General features: G+C 62.7%; 21 protein-coding genes. 6 read left to right on the top strand and 15 right to left on the bottom strand.

The window, feature by feature from the left end; translation table 11 throughout:
• Positions 1 to 146: 146 nt before the first annotated feature.
• The 3 genes from BEN47_RS17575 to BEN47_RS17565 form a co-directional block, all read right to left on the bottom strand.
• On the bottom strand, positions 147 to 572 hold the full coding sequence (locus BEN47_RS17575) for a hypothetical protein (protein WP_125921759.1): 426 nt from the start codon (positions 570 to 572) through the stop codon (positions 147 to 149).
• Positions 573 to 883: 311 nt separating this feature from the next.
• Positions 884 to 1,432, bottom strand: a complete 549-nt coding sequence (locus BEN47_RS17570; RefSeq protein WP_070730240.1) for a GAF domain-containing protein — start codon at positions 1,430 to 1,432, stop codon at positions 884 to 886.
• A gap of 117 nt (positions 1,433 to 1,549) precedes the next feature.
• Positions 1,550 to 2,155 carry a BLUF domain-containing protein gene (locus BEN47_RS17565; RefSeq protein WP_070730238.1) on the bottom strand — a complete coding sequence of 202 codons (606 nt, stop codon included), beginning with the start codon at positions 2,153 to 2,155 and terminating at the stop codon, positions 1,550 to 1,552.
• A gap of 365 nt (positions 2,156 to 2,520) precedes the next feature.
• On the opposite strand from BEN47_RS17565, the gene BEN47_RS17560 reads away from it, so the two are divergent.
• On the top strand, positions 2,521 to 4,065 hold the full coding sequence (locus BEN47_RS17560) for a SulP family inorganic anion transporter (RefSeq protein WP_070730236.1): 1,545 nt from the start codon (positions 2,521 to 2,523) through the stop codon (positions 4,063 to 4,065).
• A gap of 73 nt (positions 4,066 to 4,138) precedes the next feature.
• On the opposite strand, the gene BEN47_RS17555 is transcribed toward BEN47_RS17560, so the two are convergent.
• The 10 genes from BEN47_RS17555 to BEN47_RS17510 all read right to left on the bottom strand — a co-directional run bounded on the left by BEN47_RS17555 (position 4,139) and on the right by BEN47_RS17510 (position 12,477).
• Positions 4,139 to 5,263, bottom strand: a complete 1,125-nt coding sequence (locus BEN47_RS17555; RefSeq protein ID WP_083322552.1) for a flavin monoamine oxidase family protein — start codon at positions 5,261 to 5,263, stop codon at positions 4,139 to 4,141.
• 233 nt (positions 5,264 to 5,496) lie between these two features.
• Entirely contained in the window at positions 5,497 to 7,539 is a 2,043-nt protein-coding gene (locus BEN47_RS17550) for a HelD family protein (RefSeq protein ID WP_070730233.1), read from the bottom strand.
• A 143-nt stretch (positions 7,540 to 7,682) separates the two neighbouring features.
• The gene (locus BEN47_RS22735; RefSeq protein ID WP_070730231.1) at positions 7,683 to 7,898 is read right to left on the bottom strand and encodes a hypothetical protein; all 216 of its coding nucleotides are present in this window, start codon (positions 7,896 to 7,898) and stop codon (positions 7,683 to 7,685) included.
• Positions 7,899 to 8,070: 172 nt separating this feature from the next.
• On the bottom strand, positions 8,071 to 8,331 hold the full coding sequence (locus BEN47_RS17540) for a hypothetical protein (protein ID WP_070730229.1): 261 nt from the start codon (positions 8,329 to 8,331) through the stop codon (positions 8,071 to 8,073).
• Between the two features lie 31 nt (positions 8,332 to 8,362).
• Positions 8,363 to 8,773 (bottom strand): DUF6691 family protein, encoded by a 411-nt coding sequence (locus BEN47_RS17535; protein ID WP_070730227.1) that lies wholly within the window; start codon positions 8,771 to 8,773, stop codon positions 8,363 to 8,365.
• 17 nt (positions 8,774 to 8,790) lie between these two features.
• Positions 8,791 to 9,351 carry a YeeE/YedE family protein gene (locus BEN47_RS17530; RefSeq protein WP_070730226.1) on the bottom strand — a complete coding sequence of 187 codons (561 nt, stop codon included), beginning with the start codon at positions 9,349 to 9,351 and terminating at the stop codon, positions 8,791 to 8,793.
• Between the two features lie 72 nt (positions 9,352 to 9,423).
• Positions 9,424 to 9,765, bottom strand: coding sequence for a rhodanese-like domain-containing protein (locus BEN47_RS17525; RefSeq protein ID WP_070730225.1), 342 nt, complete (start codon positions 9,763 to 9,765; stop codon positions 9,424 to 9,426).
• Between the two features lie 89 nt (positions 9,766 to 9,854).
• Complete coding sequence (locus BEN47_RS17520) at positions 9,855 to 11,210, bottom strand: MBL fold metallo-hydrolase (protein WP_070730222.1); 1,356 nt, start codon at positions 11,208 to 11,210, stop codon at positions 9,855 to 9,857.
• 34 nt (positions 11,211 to 11,244) lie between these two features.
• Positions 11,245 to 12,063, bottom strand: a complete 819-nt coding sequence (locus tag BEN47_RS17515; RefSeq protein WP_070730220.1) for a sulfite exporter TauE/SafE family protein — start codon at positions 12,061 to 12,063, stop codon at positions 11,245 to 11,247.
• A gap of 90 nt (positions 12,064 to 12,153) precedes the next feature.
• Positions 12,154 to 12,477, bottom strand: a complete 324-nt coding sequence (locus tag BEN47_RS17510) for an ArsR/SmtB family transcription factor (RefSeq protein ID WP_070730218.1) — start codon at positions 12,475 to 12,477, stop codon at positions 12,154 to 12,156.
• A gap of 366 nt (positions 12,478 to 12,843) precedes the next feature.
• On the opposite strand from BEN47_RS17510, the gene BEN47_RS21575 reads away from it, so the two are divergent.
• From BEN47_RS21575 to BEN47_RS17500, 3 genes are read left to right on the top strand one after another with little or no spacing between them, the layout of a single operon-like run.
• On the top strand, positions 12,844 to 13,011 hold the full coding sequence (locus BEN47_RS21575; protein ID WP_158011082.1) for a hypothetical protein: 168 nt from the start codon (positions 12,844 to 12,846) through the stop codon (positions 13,009 to 13,011).
• A complete protein-coding gene (locus BEN47_RS17505; RefSeq protein ID WP_070730216.1) occupies positions 13,011 to 13,271 on the top strand; it encodes a hypothetical protein in 261 nt (86 codons plus the stop codon). Before BEN47_RS21575 ends, BEN47_RS17505 begins: the two co-directional genes overlap by 1 nt.
• An 11-nt stretch (positions 13,272 to 13,282) precedes the next feature.
• Entirely contained in the window at positions 13,283 to 13,888 is a 606-nt protein-coding gene (locus BEN47_RS17500) for a TlpA family protein disulfide reductase (RefSeq protein WP_070730214.1), read from the top strand.
• 137 nt (positions 13,889 to 14,025) lie between these two features.
• Here the strand turns inward: BEN47_RS17500 and BEN47_RS17495 are convergent, their stop codons facing one another.
• Together BEN47_RS17495 and BEN47_RS22320 are read right to left on the bottom strand one after the other, a co-directional pair.
• Entirely contained in the window at positions 14,026 to 14,802 is a 777-nt protein-coding gene (locus BEN47_RS17495; protein WP_239691652.1) for an NAD(P)-dependent oxidoreductase, read from the bottom strand.
• Positions 14,697 to 15,041, bottom strand: coding sequence for a Rossmann-fold NAD(P)-binding domain-containing protein (locus tag BEN47_RS22320; protein ID WP_239691651.1), 345 nt, complete (start codon positions 15,039 to 15,041; stop codon positions 14,697 to 14,699). The genes BEN47_RS17495 and BEN47_RS22320 overlap by 106 nt, the downstream gene beginning before the upstream one ends.
• A 239-nt stretch (positions 15,042 to 15,280) precedes the next feature.
• Between BEN47_RS22320 and BEN47_RS17490 the strand changes: the two genes are divergently transcribed.
• Positions 15,281 to 16,105: a universal stress protein gene (locus tag BEN47_RS17490; RefSeq protein ID WP_070730213.1), complete on the top strand. Its 825-nt coding sequence runs from the start codon at positions 15,281 to 15,283 to the stop codon at positions 16,103 to 16,105.
• A 417-nt stretch (positions 16,106 to 16,522) separates the two neighbouring features.
• A complete protein-coding gene (locus BEN47_RS17485) occupies positions 16,523 to 17,530 on the top strand; it encodes a mechanosensitive ion channel family protein (protein WP_070730210.1) in 1,008 nt (335 codons plus the stop codon).
• Positions 17,531 to 17,628 lie beyond the last annotated feature (98 nt).

Raw genomic sequence — 17,628 nt, 5'->3', positions numbered from 1 at the left:
CAGGGCTTATTGCCGCTGCTGCGGCAATGTTCTTTCAACGTCGAGACGCAGCGTATTGCGTCTCGACCCTCCCTACAACAACCCCAAAACAGGGCTAAGTTATTTAAATCCAGGCAGTAGCTGGTGTTCTTGCTTTAATACCCACTTTATACCATCTCCTCAAGCCACGCCCGTGCCAGGCCGGGGTCATCGAAGAGCCGGTAGGTCATGGCTGCCGCCTGGGCGGTGGCAGCGGCTACTTCGGCCGGCAGCTGGGCAAACGCTTCTGCCGGTAGCAGCACGGCCCCAAACAAGGGGTGGCGACGCGGCTGGGAGGTGTTGAGCCAGAGCTCGGTAATCCAGGTTTCCTCTTCCGTGGTAAAGGGCACCATCATCCGATGGTCGCCCAGTATCTTGTGCCATTCGCGTTTGGCCAGCAGCAGTTTAGCTTGGCCGAGCAGGGTTTGCACATCGGCAAAGCGGCGCGGGCCGGGATTGTGCTTTACTATCACATAACCGCCTACGGGCAGCGCCTGGGCGAGGACCTGGCCGACGGAGTTTTCAAAAAATAATCGTAACGAAGCAGGGGGCATAAAGTAGACAACAACAGGGCAATAGTGGCACAAACGTACGAACCAGCACGGCGAATGTCGCCCCGGATGGTGCGTAAAGCCGCATTCGCGCTGTTTGTTTAGGAAGTTGAAAGAGTTGGCGCGGCGCGGGCAGGCGCGCCAAACTGGCCACTGGGTGCAACGGCGTTTTTTGCCATTGGCCGGTGCATCCGGCCGTCGAACCAGAGCCGAACTTCACGCCTTTACTAGGCCTACTCAGCTGTCAGGCAACAGCTGTCAGTTGCTCGTTGTTAGCTGCTGGTTGAGCAATTGACCAATGACTGGCGACCCAATTACTTTTGAACGGCTACTTCCCGGCTTTGCGCCCGCATATAGGCCTGCACCACGGGCAGAAACAGCGGCACGGCTGCATCCACGTAGTCGCGTTCGGCGGCGGTCCAGTGGCGGGGGTGGCCAAACACGCAGGGCTGCAGAATGCCCCAGAGCTGCTCGTGGTGGGTGATGTGGGCGTGCACCAGGGCCCGATGGCCAAAGGTGCGGCGCTCAAATTCCTGATTGAGCACGTCGGGGCCGGCTTCGGTCACGTCATCGACAAACACGGCGGGCGCGGCGGCCAGCGCGGCCCGGAAGAGCGGGTCTTCTATGGGCAGGTCGCCGGTGTCGGCTTGCCAGTCGTGGCGCGGGTCGGGCACGGCCTCGTCGAGGCGCCAGACGAAGGCAATGCGGCCGCGGCCCTGGGCCGGGTCGCGCACGTACAGAAAGCACCGGTCGGCGCGCAGGTGCGGGCCCACCAGGTCGAGGGCGCATTGCAGGGCTTCGGCTGGGGGCGCATCGGCCGCCAAGGCGGCTTCGAGCTCGAGCAAGGGGGCAGCAGGATGCATGGGCTTAAGCAAAAGCCCTTATACGTAAACCGCACTCCGGCGCTCGGTATTTGCGGGACATGCCCGTCCGTTTACCGCCGAAATGCTCCGAGCCTAAGCAAGGCGGCTGCGCAGCGGCTAGTCCGGTTGGGGGCAAATAGTTGCTGCACCAGGGGCAAAGGCCTCGAGCAGGGCCTGCAAGTGGGCATTCTCCATGCGCAAACCAGTGGGCGGGTGCGGGGCCAGTACGGCGTCGAGCACCCGGTCGACTTCCGGCGCTGCCACGTGCCCAAAGCCCATGTTCCAGTCGGCAAATAGCCGCCTGGGGCCGGGGCCTTCGCTCACGGTCACCACCTGCTGGTGGCGCGGGTCGCAGCAAATGCGGGCGTAAAGGGCTTCCACATCGTTCCGGGCGCCTTCGAGCACCTGCACGTAGCGGCCGTCGCTGTAGAGCAGCAGGCCCGTAATCTGATGGCGGGCGTTGCTGCGTTCCGACTGTTCCAGCAGGGCCCGTAGGTGGTCTTCGCTTGGGGGTTGGGTAGCGCGGCTGTGGTAGAAGATTTGGTAGATGCTTTGGTCCAGCAGCCCGCTCACCTCGTCCAGGTCCAGAATGCCGGCTTCGAACAGGGCCAGCAGGTCGCGCTCGTAGCGCTGGGGGGCGAGCGTGGTTCCACTCGTGAGGGCGACAGCAAAGGCCACGGCGCGGCGGCGTTGGGCAATGCTATTGAATGAAGGCGTGGGCATGCCTGCTTTACGCAGGCCGCCGGGCGTAGATACCCGGAAATTGCGGGTATAAATACGGATTTGACTGCTCGCGCAGACGGACGGCGCGGCCAGCTCAAATTGCCTGGCCTGCTGCCCGGGCTCGAATTTCCGGTGGTCGTGCTGTGGTCTTCAAACAGGCTGCTGTCGCTTTGCGGGAAATAGCAAAGGCGCGTTGTGCTGCCTGGCGCAGCACTCTTCGGCCGTACCTTTGCCCCTCGCATTGGCGTTTTTCGCCGGCTCCTTCTTCAAGCTCGCCCCACTTCCACCACTGGCGTAGCATAGCTTCTGCCGCCCCGTCCTGCCGGACGGGTGCGGCTTTTCTTTTGGCCCGTTTCAGTGTGTTTATGTCCCGAGTTGCTTCCTATTTCCAGCAGTACACCGTCAATGTGAAAGATGAAGTCCTGGCGGGGCTCACCACGGCCCTGGCCCTGGTGCCCGAGGTGGTGGCGTTTGCGCTGCTGGCCCACATCAGCCCGTTGGTGGGCATTGGTTCGGCCTTTATTATTTGCCTGGTAACGAGTGTGTTTGGTGGCCGGCCGGGCATGATTTCGGGGGCGGCGGGCTCGGTAGCCGTGGTTATTGTGAGCCTGGTGGCCACGCACGGCGTGGAGTATCTCTTCGCGGCGGTGGTGCTCATGGGCCTGCTCCAAATCGGCATCGGGCTGCTGCGGCTGGGCAAGTTCATCCGCCTGGTGCCCCAACCGGTGGTGTACGGCTTCGTCAACGGCCTGGCCCTGATAATCTTTATGGCGCAGCTGGAGCAGTTCAAGGTGCGCGATGCGGCCGGGGCCGAGCAGTGGCTCTCGGGCGGTCCGCTGCTGCTTATGGCGGGGCTGGTGGCCCTCACCATGGCCATTGTGTACGGGCTGCCCCGGCTCACCAAGGCCGTGCCGGCCTCGCTGGTGGCCATCGCGGCGGTGTCGGCCCTCGTGATTGGGGGCGGGATAGCAACCAAGTCGGTGGGCGACATTGCCTCCATTGCGGGCGGGCTGCCCACCTTTCACCTGCCGCAGCTGCCCCTCACCTGGCAGGCCCTGGGGGTGGTGCTGCCCTACGCCGTCATCATGGCGCTGGTGGGGCTCACCGAGAGCCTGCTCACCCTCACGGTAGTGGATGAGATGACCGATACCCGCGGGCGGGGCAATAAGGACTGCGTGGCCCAGGGCCTGGCCAACGTGGCGTCGGGCTTCAGCGGGGGCATGGGCGGCTGCGCCATGATTGGCCAGACCATGGTCAACCTGGAGTCGCGGGGCCGGGGGCGGCTCTCGGGCGTGGTGGCCGCCGGGGCGCTGGCCCTGTTTGTGGTAGTGGGCGCCCCCGTGATTGAGCGGCTGCCGCTGGCCGCGCTGGTGGGGGTGATGTTCATGGTCGTCATCGGCACCTTCGAGTGGGCCAGCCTGCGCATTCTGCGGCGCATGCCCCGCACCGATGTGCTGGTGATGCTGCTGGTGACCCTGGTCACGGCTGTTTCGCAAAACCTGGCGCTGGCCGTGCTGCTGGGCGTGGTGGTGTCGGCCCTGGCCTTTGCCTGGGAAAACGCCAAACGCATCCGCGCCCGCAAGCACGTGGACGAGGCCGGGGTGCGCCACTACGAAATCTTCGGCCCCCTGTTCTTCGGCTCGGTGCAGGCTTTCGGGGAGAAGTTCGACGTGGCCGGCGACCCGCCCCAGGTCGTTATCGACTTCCGGGACAGCCGCGTGGCCGACATGTCGGCCATTGACGCCCTGCACAAGCTCACGGAGCGCTACCACCGGGCCGGCAAAACCGTGCACCTGCGCCATCTCAGCCCCGACTGCCGCAAGCTGCTGGGCAAGGCCAGCTCCATCATCGAGGTGAGCATTCTGGAAGACCCGCTCTATACCGTGGCCGGAGCCAACCGCACGTATTAGCCGGCTACCCGGGCCTGCCTGCATAAGTGCTGCTTTGCCCGGCTCAGCAGGGTATAAGCGGGTTCCGCTGCCGCTACTGGGCCTTCAGTACCTGCGCAGCCGCCCATTGCCCGGACTCAATGGCGCCATCCAGCCGGCCCCATTCGCTGACGGACGTTTCGGCCCCGGCCCAGTACAGCCGGCCGTCCCAATAGGGCTGGCGCAGCCGGGCCGGGCCCTGCAGGGGAATCTGGTCGGGGAATTGCTCATCGCCGGGAATGCTGGTCAGCGGCTCCTGGCTCCAGTCCAGCTCGTGGTAGGCCAGCGGCTGCAGGGCGGCCGGGCCAAACAGGCGGCCCAGCTGCTGCACCACGGCTGCCTGCCGCTGCGCGAGCGGCGCGTTCCGCAGCGGGTGCATCGGCGCGAAGAAGCCAAACAAAGCCCCCAGCGGGCCAGTTGCCGGGGAGGCATCGTGGATTTCGCCCAGCGGCCCCAGCTGGCTGGCCCCAAACCCGGACCAGCCGGCTGCGCGCCAGAAGGGGGTGGCGTACACGGCCACCGCTTTCATTGAATAGGCCATCCAGGTGGGCACTTCCCGCAATGCCTGCTGCAGCGCCGCCGGTAAGCCCGGCGCAAACTGCAGGCTGTGCGCCGCCAGGCGCGGCGGCAGGGCCACTACCACGGCCGAACCCCGATAGGTGCGCGGGCCGCCTTCGTGCTGCACCTCAACCGTGATGGTTGGGTGGCCGGCCGGGGCGTGCAGCTGCGTCACCCGCGCATTAATCAGCAGGCTTCCGGCGGGCAGCTGCCGGGCCAGCGTGCGGCAAAGGGCTGCCGCCCCACCCGGCAGGCGCAGGTAGCCCGTGGAGCCGGACGGGTGCTGCGGCAGGTGATGCGTGCCAGCCACCGTTTCATACGCCGTGGCGCCGGTGCTGGGCTGCACAAAGGGCTGCAGGCCCAGCTCCTGGCACAGTTCCATCAGGTAGGGGTGATGCGACCAGCCCCAGGTGGCGCCCAGGTCCAGCCCTTCGGCTTCGGCCGAGCCGGGCAGCGCGGAAACGGCCAGGGTGCGCCCGCCCACCCGGTCCCGGGCTTCGAGCACCAGCACCGCGCGGCCGGTCGCGTGCAGGGCCCGGGCCACCGTGAGGCCCGCCAAGCCGGCGCCAATGATGATGACAGGTAACGCCGGCGCCGGGGCCGTCAAAGATTCTTCTTTCAAGGGGGTAGTTTTTTAGGCGCGAAGGGCGCTGGTCAAGGGGGCTGGCTGGCACGGCAGTTGCTGTCGGGCGCCTCATCAGCCAAGTCCTGGCTGCTGCACCAGTATTGGTAGGTGCGTGAAATGGCGCAGGCCGGGGCTTCGACCCCCACCTGCTGCCACTACTTTTTCAGGAAGCATACCGGCACGTCTTCCCTAATGTTTCGCCAAAGGGGGGCGGCCGGAGCCACTGCGTTTTAAGCAGATAAAAACCCGGTGACAGTGCCTGAATGCGTTAGCGTGAGCTGGTGCATGGCCCGGGTGCACGCCACGTAGAGCATGCTTTTATCGACCTCCGTTTTATAATTATGGGCGGAGGCGAAGGGCACAATCACGGCGTCAAACTCCAGGCCCTTCGCCAGGTGGGCCGTGGTGATGATGATGCCCTCCTTGAAGAGCGTGGACTCGTCGGTGAGCAGGTAGACGCCAGCGGCGTCCAGCGCCGCGTGCACTTCCTCGGCCTGCCGCAGGGTTTTGCAGATGATGCCCAGGGATTGGTTTTCGGAGCTTGGGAAGGCCGCAACCAGCCGCTGGATGGCCTGCAGCTCCTCTTCTTTGCTCGCGAAGCGCGCCACTACGGGCTCCTGCCCGTGCCGTTCCAGCGGGATGATGCGCGGGTTGGGGGTGATGCGCTGGGTGAAGGCCGTAATCTCGACGGTGGAGCGGTAGCTGCGGTACAGTTTCACCACATCGGCTTCCGGGAACACGCGCTCAATGGTTTCGGCCGAGGAAGAGCTGTACGGATTCACTGTCTGGCTGACATCGCCCAGAATGGTTTTGTTGCACAAAAACAGGCGGGACAGCACGGCGTACTGCACGGGCGTGTAGTCCTGCATCTCGTCCACCAGCAAGTGCTTCACGTGGGCGTAGGCGCTGATGCCTTCCAGGCGCAGGTGCAGGTAAATCAGGGCAAAAACGTCGGCGTATTCCAGGTGCTGGCGGTGGTCGATGCGCAGCAGCTCGGGCCGGCCCACCCAGCGGAAAAAGTCCCGGTAGAGGTCCAGCACCTGGTGGAACTTGAACATGCGCGGAATGGCCTCCCCAATCCGGGATTTCTCCTGCCCAGTTAGCTTTCGGCGGGTGGCGTCGCGCACGTAGGTGCGCACGTCCTCGGCCACCAGCGCAAACCGCTTCAGGAGCGGCACCCGGTGGTAGGTTTTGAAGCGGGCCAGCAGGAACGGCAGGGGCACGGTGAGGTTGCCTACCCGCAGCTCGGTGACCGTGAAGTAGGTGTTCTCAACGTGGAGCAGGTACTGGTTGAGCTGGCTGAGAAACTCGAACGACGATTTGAAGCGGATGCGCTCAATAAACGCCGCGTTGTGGCTGTCCAGCAGCGCCGATACCTGCTCGAAAAAGGTCTGGAACTGGTACCGGTGGTCGAGCAAATCGGCGGCCAGCTCTTCCATGCCCAGCTCCGGAATGTGCTCTTCGCCCAGCTCGGGCAGCACGTTGGAAATGTAGTCGGCGAAGACTTTATTGGGCGAGATGATGAGCACATCCTTGGCCGCGATGGTATCCCGGTAGCGGTAGAGCAGGAACGCAATGCGGTGCAGGGCAATGGATGTTTTGCCCGAGCCGGCCACGCCCTGAATGACCATTACCGGCGCGGTTTCGTTGCGAATCACCGCGTTCTGGTCGCGCTGGATGGTCGCGACGATGTTCTTCATCTTGTCGTCGGAGGACTTGGCCAGCTCGCGCTGCAGCACGTCGTCGTGAATGTTCACGTCGTTTTCAATCATGAACTCCAGGCGGCCGTCCCGGATTTTGTACTGCCGCTTGAGGTCGATGGTGCCACTAACCACGCCGGAGGGCGTGGTGAAGGAGGCGTCGCCCAGCTCAAAGTCGTAGAACATGGACGACACCGGCGCCCGCCAATCGTAGATGAGGCCCCGCCGCTGCTCGTCCATAAAGGAATATACCCCGATGTACACGGGTAATTTGTCCTTGCCCTGGGGCGCAAAGTCGATGCGGCCAAAGTAGGGCGACTGCCCCAGCTTGAGGAGCTTCCGCTTCTGGCCAACGGCGGCTTCCCCCGTAAACGCCATGCGGTCAATGGACTGGCCGGCCGCCACCATGTCGGCATCGTCCATGCCGGACTGGTGCTCGTGGATGTACTCCTTTTTCTCCCGCAGCTCCTCCGAATATTGCCGCACCGAGCCGTCTATCCGCCGAATGGCCAGCGTCAGCTTCTCCTTAATTTCTTCCAGGTATTCTTTTTCTTCCTGCTGCGTTGCGTTCATCCCGGGGTGCTTGGAAATAGACCTCAAAGGTGAGGTCAAATTTCGGGTTGAAGAAGCCTTGTGCGCATTTTCGCAGGGCGCATGGCCCGTCGTTGGCAACGCGGCGGGGCCCTCAGTAGGACCGTTCTAAACCCGCACGCCCATTACGGATGCACCAGCGCCCCGCCCTCGGCCTGACGGATAATCAGCTTGCCGTTGCCGGTGGGCACCACGGAAATGTAGGGCAGCATGTCATCTTTCGTCAGCTTGTAGGCCTTCGTTGAGTTCTCGCACTGGGCCAGAACCACGCCCGCCAGCACATCGGCCTCGTAGGGCTGGCTGCCACGGCCCGTATTTGTGCTGCCGCGCCGAAAACGCATCGGGGTAGGGACCAAACGGATGGTCTACCGGCTTTTCGCTGATGTCCGGCCAGTCGCGTTGGGCAGAAAGATGGGGGCGGGGCTGCGAGTTCACGAAAGCCGCCACGTCCCAGGCCTGCTTGTTGGTGAGCTACCGAGCCCGCTGGACCCAGGTACTGCGCCGTGTTGGCAATCAGCTTGCGGCCGTAGCGAATCTGGCGGCCGGCGGCCGTGCGCGGAATAGTGGCCGTGTCGGGGCGGCGGGGTGGCGGTAGCTGCCGGGCAGCGGCGGGCCGTCGGTAGCTTCGTTGGCTATCACTTCGGGCGCGGCCGGAGCCGGCCCGTAGGGTTGGGTGAGCACCACCATGAGGACCAGGAGCACGGCCGCGGTCAGCAGCATTAGCAAGCGCACCAGTTGGGGCAGCTGCTGTACCCGTCCTTCCGTGGGTTTCATGGTTGGTAGGGTCGAGTTAGTGGGGGAGAAATTAGTAGGGTAGCTTTTCGCGCAAGGCGCTGTAGGTCCAGGTGCCGGCCAGGGCCGCTACAATCATCACGGCCGCTGCGCCTACGCCGCTGCCCAACTGGGCAAACAGCGGGCCGGGGCAGGCCCCGGTAATGGCCCAGCCCACTCCGAAAATGAAGCCGCCAATCCAGATGCCGTGGTTGAATTTCTTGTCGGCGAGCTTAATTTCTTCGCCGTCGATGCTTTTCAGGCGGTTGCGCTTGATGAGCTGAATCGAGATAATGCCCACCACAATGGCCGAGCCAATGACGCCGTACATGTGGAAGGCCTGGAAGCGGAACATTTCCTGAATCCGGAACCAGCTGATGACTTCGCTTTTGGTGAGAATGATGCCGAACAACGTGCCCAACACCAGATACTTAAAGTGTTTCATGGGGTCAGAAAGTATAATTAAAACATCATCGGATAAACCACCCAGGTCATCAGCAGGCCGCCGGCAAAGAAGCCGATAACGGCCACCAGCGACGCCCACTGCAGGTTTGAGAGGCCCGAAATGGCGTGGCCCGAGGTGCAGCCGCCAGCGTAGCGCGTGCCGAAGCCCACCAGAAAGCCCCCAAAGACCAGGAAAAACCAGCCCTTCCAGTTGGCCAGGCCATCAAGCGAAAACAGCTCGTGCGGCAGCAGACCCGAGAAATCGGTCAGGTGCAGCTCGGTTTTGAGGTCGTTGATGGTTTCGGGCGAGATGCCCACCACATCGGGGTGGCCCATCACCTGGTAGCCGATAAAGCCGCCCAGGGCCACGCCCAGCACAAACACCAGGTTCCAGATTTCGGCCCGCCAGTTGTAGGTGAGGAAGGGAATGCCGGCCGGCATGCAGGCCGCGCACACGTGCCGCAGCGAGGAGCTGATGCCCAGGGCCTTGTTGCCGATGAGCAGCAGGGCCGGCACCGTCAGGCCAATCAGGGGCCCGGCCACGTACCAGGGCCAGGGCTTTTGCAGAAGTTCAAGCATGATATTCAGAAGAGAAAAAGAAGCGTCCGGCCCAGCTCAGAGCCGGACGCTCGGAAGAACTTAAATCAAGAACTACCGCGTGGTCAGCGCCTCGGGCCAGTCGAGCACCCCGCCCAGCAGGTTGCTGACGTTGGCAAAACCGGTTTTCGTGAGCAGGCCGGCTGCGCTGGCCGAGCGGGCCCCGCTGCGGCAGTACACGTAAGTGGGCGCGTCTTTGTCGAGGCTGGCCACGCGCTGGGCAAAGTCGGGCGCGGTGACTTCGATATTCACGGCATCGGGCAAATGGCCCTGGGCAAACTCCTCGGGGCGGCGCACATCCACGAGCACCGCGCCCGGCTGGCGCAGGCCCTCGGCGAACTGTGCGGGGGTGAGGTTGTGGAAGGCGGAGTCAGCGGATTTATTAAAACCGAACATGGCGGGGGATTTTTGGGGAATGAGGTGAAATGGTAACGGTCATGCTTCGACAAGCTCAGCATGACCGTCTGATTGGGATAACGGGCCCTTTAATAAGCGGCGTCAGGCGTCTGAAAAGACTTCACAGCCTCGCTCAAGTCCAGCACTTCGGTGCCGGGCAGGGCGGAGGTCACAATGCTGCTGCCAGCCGCCGAGCGGTAGCCGCCGGCGCAATGCACCACCACGGGCTTACCGGTTGGAATCTCGCCCACCCGCTCGCGCAGCTCGGGCAGCGGCAGGTTGATGGCGCCGGCGAACAGCGGCTCCGCTTTCACCTCCGAGGCGTTGCGGATGTCCACGATGGTGTAGTTCTCGGGGTGCTTGCGGAAGGCCTCCACGTCCATTGTGGGTAGGGTTTCCTGGGTGGAAGGCGTGCCCACCAGCGCGCCCTTAATCAGGGGCTCATAACCGATTTTGGCCGTTTTCTGAATCAAATCCGTCAACGTGGCCTCGTCGGCCGCCAGCAAGTAAAACGACTCCTCCGGCCCCACGATGGAGCCCAGCCAAGTTTCGAACTTGCCGCCCTGCTGAATGTTGATGGCGCCGGCCGCGTGGCCCTGCTTGAATTCGGCTTCAGTGCGCGCATCCACTACCACGACACCGGCGGCCAGCGTTGCGTCGGCGGCCAGGCGGGGGACTTTGGCGATGCTCGGGGCAAAGTCGGGCGCACCGGCCTTGTTCAGGTCCACGTCGTAGCCGAAGTACTTGGGAATGAAGGGCTGGTCAGCCAGCAGCTCCTTCACGAAGTCTTCTTCCAACTGCGGGCGCAGGGCGTAGTTGCCGGCCTTTTCGGCCCCGATGGTGCTGCTGTTGGCCGAGTTGGTGGCCTTGCTGCAGAGCGAGCCCGCGCCGTGGGCGGGGTACACCAGCACGTCGTCGGCCAGGGGCATGAGCTTTTCGCGAGTGCTGTGGTATAGCTGCTTGGCCAGCTCCTCACGCTTGGCGGTCAGGTTGCCGGCCTTTTCGCGCAGGTCGGGCCGGCCCACGTCGCCGATGAGCAGCGTGTCGCCCGTGAACACGGCCACGTCTTTGCCTTCGCGGCTGAGCACGGTGCTCACCGAATCGGGCGAGTGGCCGGGCGTATTCAAGGCCCGAAACGTGAGCTTGCCCACCGTGAACGAGTCGCCCTCGTCGAATGCTTCGTGGGCATATTCGGCCCCCAGTAGCTTGCTGACGCGGATGATGGCGCCGGTCTTCTGCGCGATTTCCAGGTGCGACGACACGAAATCGGCGTGGGGGTGGGTTTCGAGCACGGCCACGATTTTGGCATCGTGCTGCTTTGCAAAATCGTAGTATTGCTGCGGGTCGCGGGCGGGGTCTACCAGCACAATCTCGCGGGTGCCCTCGCTCAGAACAGCATAAGAGAAATGGGCCAGACCCTTGTCTTCAAATTGCTCAATTTTCATGACATCTAACATAAAGAGTGGGGAAGAAAACGGGTTAGGGTTGGTGAAACAGGAGTTCTTTGGTCAGAATAAATATGCCCATGGCCAGCGTGAACCAGCCGAAGGCGGGCTTCAGCTTGGCGCCCGGAATGAAGCGGGCCAGGTAAGTGCCCAGCACGATGCCGCCAAGCGCAAAGGCCAGAAAGCCCAAGATAAAAGGCCACGCGATGGGCGTGCCCGCGCTCAGGTCGCCGGTGAAGCCGATGAGTGAGTTCAGGGCGATAATGGCCAGGGAAGTGCCCACGGCCAGTTTCATGGGCAGGCGCGCGCCCAGCACCAGGGCCGGAATGATAAGGAAACCTCCCCCCGCGCCCACAAAGCCCGTGAGCGCGCCCACCACCAGGCCAATGCCCAGAATGAGTGGGTAGTTGAAGGCGTGCTTGCAGTGCAGCTCCTCATCGAGCACTTCCTCCGCCTGCTTGCTGCGAATCATGGAAACGGCCGCGCCCACCATGAGTACGGCGAAGGCCACCAGCACCAGCAGGTCTTTGGTAAACACGATGCTGCCCACCGTGAACAGCTCGTGCGGAATGGCCGGCATGAGCACCTTGCGCACCAGAAATACCGACGCCAACGACGGAATCAAAAAGACCACGGCCGTTTTCAGCGACACCAGCCCCTTGCGGAAGTAGCCCGCCGCGCCCAATACCGAAGTCGAGCCCACCACAAACAGGGAGTAGGCCGTGCTCAGCACCGGGCTCACGCCCATGAGGTACACCAGCACGGGCACGGTGAGAATAGAGCCGCCCCCGCCCATAATGCCGAGCGAAAGGCCAATAAAAATGGCGGCGAAGTAACCGATGTAATGCAGCATATCAGAAGGGGGAGCGCAACGAATTCAAACGAGGTAACGCATGAATTTATGAAAATTTGTTCATGTGTAAGGGCAAAAAAAGCCGGCCCCCTACAGAAAGGTACAGACGGCCAGGCACTGAATTACATTAATAACTTCACGCATTTTCAGTGAGTAGTAGATGTTTTTGCCCTCGCGGGTGCTGCTCAAAATGCCCTTGAGTTTCATGCCCGAAAGGTGGTGCGAGAGCAGGCTCTGCTCCACGCTCAGCTTGTTGCTTATTTCCGTTACCGACATGCTTTCCTGGGCCGCCAGCAGCTGAACGATGGCAATGCGCGTGGGGTGAGCCGTGGTCTTTAGAATGAAGGCCACTTTCTCCATCTTTTCAATGGAGAGGCCCATATCAACAGCAACGGGGGAAGCAGGGATTGTCATGTGGGATACAAATGTATGAACAAATTATCATACGTACAATTGTAAGCCCTCGATAAGTTCACGGAGTTTCGGTATTTCCTCCTAATCCTGCTCTTTCAACCCGTTTGAAAAATTCCCTGCGTCCTCTCCAAAAAGCCCGCGTGGGCCTGTCCGCCGTTGTCGTGCTGGGCGCGGACCTGCTACTGGCGGCCTGCAAATCGGCACCGCAACAACAGGAAACGGCCGTTGCCAACGCAGGTGGGGCCGTCAGCGGCACCGTCACCATCCTGCACACCAACGACGTTCACGGCCGGCGCCGGCCCTTCGCCGTGGCGTCCGGCAATGCCACGTCGCAGACCGGCGACCCGGGCCGGCCGCCCAGCTCGTTTGAGCACGCGGGGGGGCACCGTAGGCGGCTTTGCCTACCTGGCCACCGCCGTGGCGCAGGTGCGGGAGCAGCGTGGGGCGGCCAACGTGCTGCTGCTCGACGGCGGCGACACGTTCGGCGATAACTTCTTGGCCAACCAGACCAAGGCGCCGCCAACATCCGCCTGATGAATGCGCTGGGCTACCAGTTCATGGCGCTCGGCAACCACGATTACGACCACGGCAGCGCCCGGACCCGCGAGTTGCAGCAGCTGGCCCACTCCCCAATGCGCGGGGCCAACGTAACCGACAAGGCCACCGGCCAGCCCTTCCTCAGCGACCCGACCCAGGTGTTCACCTTGGACGGGGTGCGCGTGGAGCTAAAGGCAAAAACCTGCCGGTGCTTGACAAATGAAATCTTGTTCATATTTACTGTGTCATGCCTTTAATTCTCCCAATTATGAATCACAAGACCCTCACCTCCTGGCTCCCGCTGGCCCTCTTTGCCCTCGTCATGTTTTCGCCGCTGCGGCCCATCGTGCTTGGTGGCCTGCAGCGCGGCCTGCTGGCTACCGGCCTCATGAAAGCCGATGTGCCCGTTGCTCCCGCCAACGAAATGCCGGTGGTGCTCGCCAACGGCAGCGCCTACCCCCACAACCTCCCCATGACCACCCTCGACGGCAAAGCCGTGAACCTGAGCGACCTGAAAGGCAAAGTAGTGTTCGTGAACCTGTGGGCCAGCTGGTGCCCGCCCTGCCGCGCCGAAATGCCGGGCATTGAAGCCCTATATAAGAAGGTAGACCGCTCCAAAGTGGCTTTCGTAATGCTTTCGCTTGATGATGACGTGGCCAAGGCCCGGAAGTATGTGCAGAGCAACGGCTTCACTTTCCCCGTGTACATGCGTACCGGCGATTTGCCCGCGCCGTTCGATTCCAACTCCATTCCCTCCACCGTCCTCCTCAGCCCCGATGGCCAGGTGGCCGCCCGCCACGAGGGCATGGCTGAATACGACACGCCCGAGTTTTTGACCGCGCTCAACCAGCTGGCCAAAGAAGTAACTCGCTAAACGGATACCGATGCTACAAGCAAAAGCACGATGCCCGGATGGCGAGCCTGCCTAAGCAGAAAAAAGCAGGCAGAATGCTCTGCCTGGCGTTTTTCTGCTTAGGCACAAGGTTATTGCAGGGCTTTCCCCGCCTGCCCTCAGGCTGGCCCGGCCATTCGCTTGGGCGGGGTCAGCTCGTTGGGCGTGGGCTGCCCGGCCAGCCAGCAGCCCAGGTTTTCGAGGGAAGTGGTGGCGATGCTGGTCAGCGCGTCGTGGGTCAGGAAGCCCTGGTGGCCGGTTACCAGCACGTTGGGGTGGGCCAGCAGCCGCGCCAGCAGCGTATCCTGCAAAGGCTGTTGGGAGTGGTCGTTGAAAAACAGGCCTTTTTCGTGCTCGTACACATCGAGCCCCAAGTAGCCCAGCTGGCCCGATTCCAGCGCCGCCAGGGCGGCCTCCGTGTCCAGGAGCGCGCCCCGGCCTGTGTTAATGAGCATGGCGCCGCGCTTGGTGCGGGCCAGCTGTGCCGCGTTTATGATGTGCCGGGTGGCGACTGTGAGCGGGGCATGCAGCGAGATGACGTCGGCCTGCGCGCATAGCTCGTCCAACGACACGTACTCCAGGCCGTAGCGTTGGGGCAGCTCCGCATCGGGCTGGATATCATAGCCCAGCAGGCGGCAGCCAAAACCGTGCAGCAGGCCCGCCAGCGTGCCGCCAATGGTGCCGCAGCCGATGATGCCCACCGTCTTGCCGTGCAGGTCAAAGCCCACGAGGTTGTCGAGCCGGAAGTCGGCGCGGCGCATCTGGGCGTCGGCCTGGCGCAGGTGGCGGTTCAGGGCCAGCATGAGGGCCAGGGCGTGCTCGGCAATGGCGAAAGGCGAGTAGTGGGGCACATTGGCCACGCGCAGGCCCAGCCGGTGGGCGGCGGGCAGGTCCACGTTGTCGTGCCGGCGGCGCGCACCAGCAGGTAGCGCACGCCCAGCGCCCAGAGTTTTTCGAGCACCGGCGCGGAAGCGTCGTCGTTCACGAAAACGGCCACGGCGGTGCTGCCGGCGGCCTGCGCGGCGGTGTCCTGGGTGAGGGCCGCGTCCAGGAAATTGAAGGCATGCTGGCCCTGCGCGGCCGTGGCGAGGTAGGGGCGCTCGAAGGGGTAGGAGCTGAAAACGGTGATGGTCATGGCGTGTGGTATCTATTGAGAAAGTAGGCTGGCTGGCCACGCGGCCGGCCCTGAAAGCCCGATGTCGGCGGGGGTATTCTTCAGGAAATGGGCAGAAAAGCGGGAATACAAGGATACGCCGCTCGGGTGGCCAGCTACTTGATGAAAGTCATGCCGGAGCCTGACATTGCGCATGTCGTTTGTCACGCGCCACCCGGTTCTTTGCCCGTGAAGCTACTCCACACCTCAAACCTTGCCTTATGACGCCTGCTCTGCTGATTCTTACCGACTTTTTTCGGGCCGCCAACAAGGCGCTTGATTACGCCACTAACCTGGCCGGCCCCCTCGGGGCCCGGCTGGTGCTGCTGCACGTGCGCCGCGATTCCATCCTCGACTCAGAGCGGCTCACCGGCGAGCTTTCTGACCTGAGCACCGAAGCCACGGCGATGGCCATGAAGCAGGTAGCCAATGACCTGGCCGTGCCGGTGGTGGCCGAAATCGGGCACGGCCGCGTGGCCTTCGCCGTGGCCGATGCCGTGAGCCGGCACCACCCGCTGCTGGTGGTGCTGGGCCGGCCCGACTATTCGGCCACGCCCGACGAGCTGGTGCGCACCACCGCGCTCGACCTCCTGCGCACGGCGCCGTACCCCATGCTCATTGTGCCGCACACGCTCACCAGCACGGTGCTGCCCCGGCGCGTGCTGCTGGCCGTCGACGGAGAAGATTTTACCATAGGCCCGCACGCCGGGGCCATGCGCCACCTGTCGCGCACGCTGGGCGTGGAGTTGACGGTGTTGCACGTGACGCCGGATGCCGACGCCGACGTTTCGGAGGACGACGTAATGGCGTCGGTGCGGCGCACCGGGCTGGGCCTCGACTTGCCGACCCCGATGCGCTTCCGGCACGCGGTGGCGGCCAATCCGGCCGAAGGCATTCTGCACGCCGCCCAGGCCGGGGGCGCGGACCTGGTGGTGGTGCTGGCGCGGCCCCGTAGCTTCTGGGGGCAGCTGTTTCACCGCAGCGTGACGGCCGAAGTGCTGCTGCACAGCCCGGTGCCCGTGCTGGTGCTGCCCACCCTCGCCTGAAGCCGCCGCGGGGTTGGCGCCCTGCCTTTCGGCCGCCGAGCGGGCCCGGCTTGCGCTGCCGTCTCTCAACTATAGCACAATTGGATTAAATGGTTTCAAATCCTCATTCTGAACCGTAACCGATTTAATGCCTGATAATAAAGTAATTGCAGGGATTGGTCGGTGTCGGTTCTGACACCGGCGGTTGGGCGCGCTAACTACACCGTTTGCACTATATAAAACTGAATATGAGAGCGTTTTGATTGTCCAGTATTGATATGTTACAAAAAATAACATATCTTCTCAAGGCAACTCAATCAGAACGGTAGGACTATATAAGTTGTATATCATTTCAGACAAGTACCCGATGAGCATGACAGGGCCTGTTTGGTTGTACTCTGATTCAATTTGTCCTTTCCAGACAACACAGCGGACTTTATGGATTTTTCGATTGCTTGGCAGAAAATCAATCAGATAGGTCGTGATTTTATGCTGCTGCTGCCAAACCTGCTGTTTGGCATCGTGGTGTTTGTGGTGTTCTATTTTGTGGCGCGCGGCGTGCAGTCGCTGGTGGAACGGGTGATGAGCCGGCAACAGAACCAGAACCAGGGCCTGAAGACGTTGCTCCGGCGCCTAAGCTTCGTGCTGGTATTAATTCTGGGGGTGCTGGTTACGGTCACCATCATGGTGCCGAGCTTCACGCCGGCCAGCCTGATTAGTGCGCTGGGCATTGGTGGCGTGGCCATTGGCTTTGCCTTCAAGGACATCTTCCAGAACTTTCTGGCCGGGGTGTTGCTACTGCTCACCGAGCCCTTCAAAATCAACGACCAGATTCGCTACAAGGACTTTGAGGGCACGGTGGAAACGATTCAGACGCGGGCCACCACCATCAAAACCTACGACGGCCGGCGGGTGGTGATTCCTAATGCTGAGCTGTTCATCAACGCCGTGACGGTGAACACGGCCTACGACAAGCGTCGCCTGGAGTACGACATTGGCATTGGCTACGGCGACGACATTGCGCAGGCCCGCCAACTTATCCTCGAAGCCATGCGCGGCGTGGAAGGCGTGCTCACCGACCCGGCCCCCGAGGCACTGGTGGTGGATTTGGCCGGCAGCAGCGTCAACATCCGGGCCCGCTGGTGGATAAACCCCCCGCGCCGAGCCGACATCATGGGCGCGCAGGACCGGGTGCTGGAGGCCATCAAGAACACGCTGGTCGCCCACGGCATCGACCTGCCTTTCCCAACGCAGCAGATTCTGTGGCACGACCAGACCGAAGCCACCGACGGCAACCGGCAGCTACAGCGCGAAGGCTGGCCGGCCGGCTCGGGCCAGGTGCCCAAGTCACGGGCTGAAGTTCAGCAGGCCCTCCGGAAGAAGGATGCCTCGTCTGAAGCGGAGCCCCGGCCGGAAGCCGACAGCCCGGAAGCCGACAAGCAATAAGAGTCTATCCGAATAGGGAATGAGCGTCAGCCAAAAAGACAATTATACCACGTGATTCTCGCGCAGGCAAAATGGAGCATGGCCAGGTAGTTGTCCGG

The sequence above is a fragment of the Hymenobacter lapidarius genome, assembly GCF_001816145.1.
GTDB lineage: Bacteria > Bacteroidota > Bacteroidia > Cytophagales > Hymenobacteraceae > Hymenobacter > Hymenobacter lapidarius.
This window is presented reverse-complemented; position numbering and strand designations above follow the sequence as displayed.

Coding starts and splice junctions, on each gene's coding strand:
- BEN47_RS17575 (WP_125921759.1), bottom strand. CDS start 572: ATGCCCCCTGCTTCGTTACGATTATTTTTTGAAAACTCCGTCGGCCAG.
- BEN47_RS17570 (WP_070730240.1), bottom strand. CDS start 1,432: ATGCATCCTGCTGCCCCCTTGCTCGAGCTCGAAGCCGCCTTGGCGGCC.
- BEN47_RS17565 (WP_070730238.1), bottom strand. CDS start 2,155: ATGCCCACGCCTTCATTCAATAGCATTGCCCAACGCCGCCGCGCCGTG.
- BEN47_RS17560 (WP_070730236.1), top strand. CDS start 2,521: ATGTCCCGAGTTGCTTCCTATTTCCAGCAGTACACCGTCAATGTGAAA.
- BEN47_RS17550 (WP_070730233.1), bottom strand. CDS start 7,539: ATGAACGCAACGCAGCAGGAAGAAAAAGAATACCTGGAAGAAATTAAG.
- BEN47_RS22735 (WP_070730231.1), bottom strand. CDS start 7,898: ATGCGTTTTCGGCGCGGCAGCACAAATACGGGCCGTGGCAGCCAGCCC.
- BEN47_RS17540 (WP_070730229.1), bottom strand. CDS start 8,331: ATGAAACCCACGGAAGGACGGGTACAGCAGCTGCCCCAACTGGTGCGC.
- BEN47_RS17535 (WP_070730227.1), bottom strand. CDS start 8,773: ATGAAACACTTTAAGTATCTGGTGTTGGGCACGTTGTTCGGCATCATT.
- BEN47_RS17530 (WP_070730226.1), bottom strand. CDS start 9,351: ATGCTTGAACTTCTGCAAAAGCCCTGGCCCTGGTACGTGGCCGGGCCC.
- BEN47_RS17525 (WP_070730225.1), bottom strand. CDS start 9,765: ATGTTCGGTTTTAATAAATCCGCTGACTCCGCCTTCCACAACCTCACC.
- BEN47_RS17520 (WP_070730222.1), bottom strand. CDS start 11,210: ATGAAAATTGAGCAATTTGAAGACAAGGGTCTGGCCCATTTCTCTTAT.
- BEN47_RS17515 (WP_070730220.1), bottom strand. CDS start 12,063: ATGCTGCATTACATCGGTTACTTCGCCGCCATTTTTATTGGCCTTTCG.
- BEN47_RS17510 (WP_070730218.1), bottom strand. CDS start 12,477: ATGACAATCCCTGCTTCCCCCGTTGCTGTTGATATGGGCCTCTCCATT.
- BEN47_RS17505 (WP_070730216.1), top strand. CDS start 13,011: ATGAATGCGCTGGGCTACCAGTTCATGGCGCTCGGCAACCACGATTAC.
- BEN47_RS17500 (WP_070730214.1), top strand. CDS start 13,283: ATGAATCACAAGACCCTCACCTCCTGGCTCCCGCTGGCCCTCTTTGCC.
- BEN47_RS22320 (WP_239691651.1), bottom strand. CDS start 15,041: ATGACCATCACCGTTTTCAGCTCCTACCCCTTCGAGCGCCCCTACCTC.
- BEN47_RS17490 (WP_070730213.1), top strand. CDS start 15,281: ATGACGCCTGCTCTGCTGATTCTTACCGACTTTTTTCGGGCCGCCAAC.
- BEN47_RS17485 (WP_070730210.1), top strand. CDS start 16,523: ATGGATTTTTCGATTGCTTGGCAGAAAATCAATCAGATAGGTCGTGAT.